Genomic DNA, 2,041 nt, shown 5'->3' with positions numbered 1-2,041 from the left:
GCCCGGCAATTTGCCGGGCTTTCGTCATCATGTTCAGGGCGCAGTATGCGGCGCCCCTGCTTACGGCTTATTTCAGCAGTGCCTGCGCCTTGGCCACCACGTTTTCCACGGTGAAACCAAACTCTTTGAACAGCTGTTCTGCCGGGGCAGACTCACCAAAGGTGGTCATGCCCACGATAGCCCCGTTCAGGCCCACGTATTTGTACCAGTAGTCCGCGATACCCGCTTCTACCGCCACACGGGCAGTCACTGCCGCCGGCAGCACGGATTCACGGTAGGCCGCATCCTGCTTGTCGAACGCGTCGGTAGACGGCATGGAGACCACGCGCACCTGGGTGCCCGCCGCCGTCAGCTGGTCTGCCGCTTCCACGGTGATACCCACTTCCGAACCGGTGGCAATCAGGATGACGTCCGGTGTCCCGGCACAGTCCTTCAGCACATAACCGCCGCGATACACGTTGGCCAGTTGCTCCGCGGTACGCGGTTGCTGAGTCAGGTTCTGACGGGAGAAAATCAGTGTGGTCGGGCCGTCGTTGCGCTCGATACCGTACTGCCACGCCACCGCCGATTCCACCTGGTCACACGGACGCCAGGTGCTCATGTTCGGGGTCACGCGCAGGCTGGCCATTTGTTCAACCGGCTGGTGCGTCGGGCCGTCTTCGCCCAGACCGATGGAGTCATGGGTGTACACGAACACGTTGCGGATTTTCATCAGCGCCGCCATACGCACCGCATTACGGGCGTATTCCACGAACATCAGGAAGGTCGCCGAGTACGGCAGGAAGCCGCCGTGCAGCGCGATGCCGTTGGTGATGGCGGTCATGCCGAACTCGCGCACGCCGTAGTGGATGTAGTTACCCGCCAGGTCTTCATTCAGCGGTTTGGAGCCGGACCACATGGTCAGGTTGCTCGGTGCCAGGTCAGCGGAGCCGCCGAGGAACTCAGGCAACACCTTGCCGAAGGTTTCCAGCGCGTTCTGCGACGCCTTGCGGCTCGCGATGTTGGCCGGGTTAGCCTGCAGCTTTTCAACAAAGGCTTTGGCGTCGGCTTTCCAGTTGGCCGGCAGTTCACCGTTCATACGGCGTTTGAACTCGGCAGCCAGCTCAGGGAAGGCCTTGGCGTAGGCAGCGAAACGGTCGTTCCAGGCCGCTTCTTTGGCCTTGCCGGCTTCTTTGGCGTCCCACTGGGCATAAATGTCCTGCGGGATTTCGAAGGCGGCGTATTTCCAGCCCAGCGCTTCGCGGGTGGCGGCCACTTCGGCGGCGCCCAGTGCCGCACCGTGCACGTCGTGGGTACCGGCCTTGTTCGGTGAACCAAAACCAATCACGGTTTTGCACATCAGAAGGGATGGTTTGTCGGTAACCTTGCGGGCTTCTTCAATCGCGGCCTTGATGGCATCCGGGTTGTGACCGTCGACGTGACGCACCACGTGCCAGCCGTAGGCTTCAAAACGCTCTGCGGTGTTGTCGGTGAACCAGCCTTCCACGTGACCGTCGATGGAGATGCCGTTGTCATCGTAGAACGCGGTCAGTTTGCCAAGCTTGAGGGTACCGGCCAGCGAGCAGACTTCGTGAGAGATGCCTTCCATCATGCAGCCGTCGCCCATAAAGGCGTAGGTGTGGTGGTCGACGATGTCATGGCCAGGACGGTTGAACTGCGCGCCCAGGGTACGTTCGGCAATGGCGAAACCAACGGCGTTGGCGATGCCCTGGCCCAGTGGGCCGGTGGTGGTTTCGACGCCTGGGGTGTAGCCGTATTCCGGGTGACCCGGGGTTTTGGAGTGCAGCTGGCGGAAGTTTTCCAGCTCGCTCATCGGCAGGTCGTAGCCGGTGAGGTGCAACAGGCTGTAAATCAGCATGGAGCCATGGCCGTTGGAGAGGACGAAGCGGTCACGGTCAGCCCAGTGCGGGTTGGTCGGGTTGTGGTTCAGGTAGTCACGCCACAGGACTTCGGCGATGTCCGCCATGCCCATAGGTGCACCCGGATGGCCGGAATTTGCTTTTTGTACGGCGTCCATGCTGAGTGCGCGGATGGCGTTGGC

1 protein-coding gene is annotated in these 2,041 nt (G+C 61.6%); it reads right to left on the bottom strand.

Going from position 1 to position 2,041, the window contains the following annotated elements; genetic code table 11:
* Window positions 1-67 precede the first annotated feature (67 nt).
* On the bottom strand, window positions 68-2,041 hold a 1,974-nt coding region (gene tkt, locus SGR01S_RS23460; RefSeq protein WP_061808720.1), incomplete at its 5' end, for a transketolase.

Origin of the sequence: Serratia grimesii NBRC 13537 (assembly GCF_001590905.1) — a bacterium.
Lineage (GTDB): Bacteria > Pseudomonadota > Gammaproteobacteria > Enterobacterales > Enterobacteriaceae > Serratia > Serratia grimesii.
This window is presented reverse-complemented; position numbering and strand designations above follow the sequence as displayed.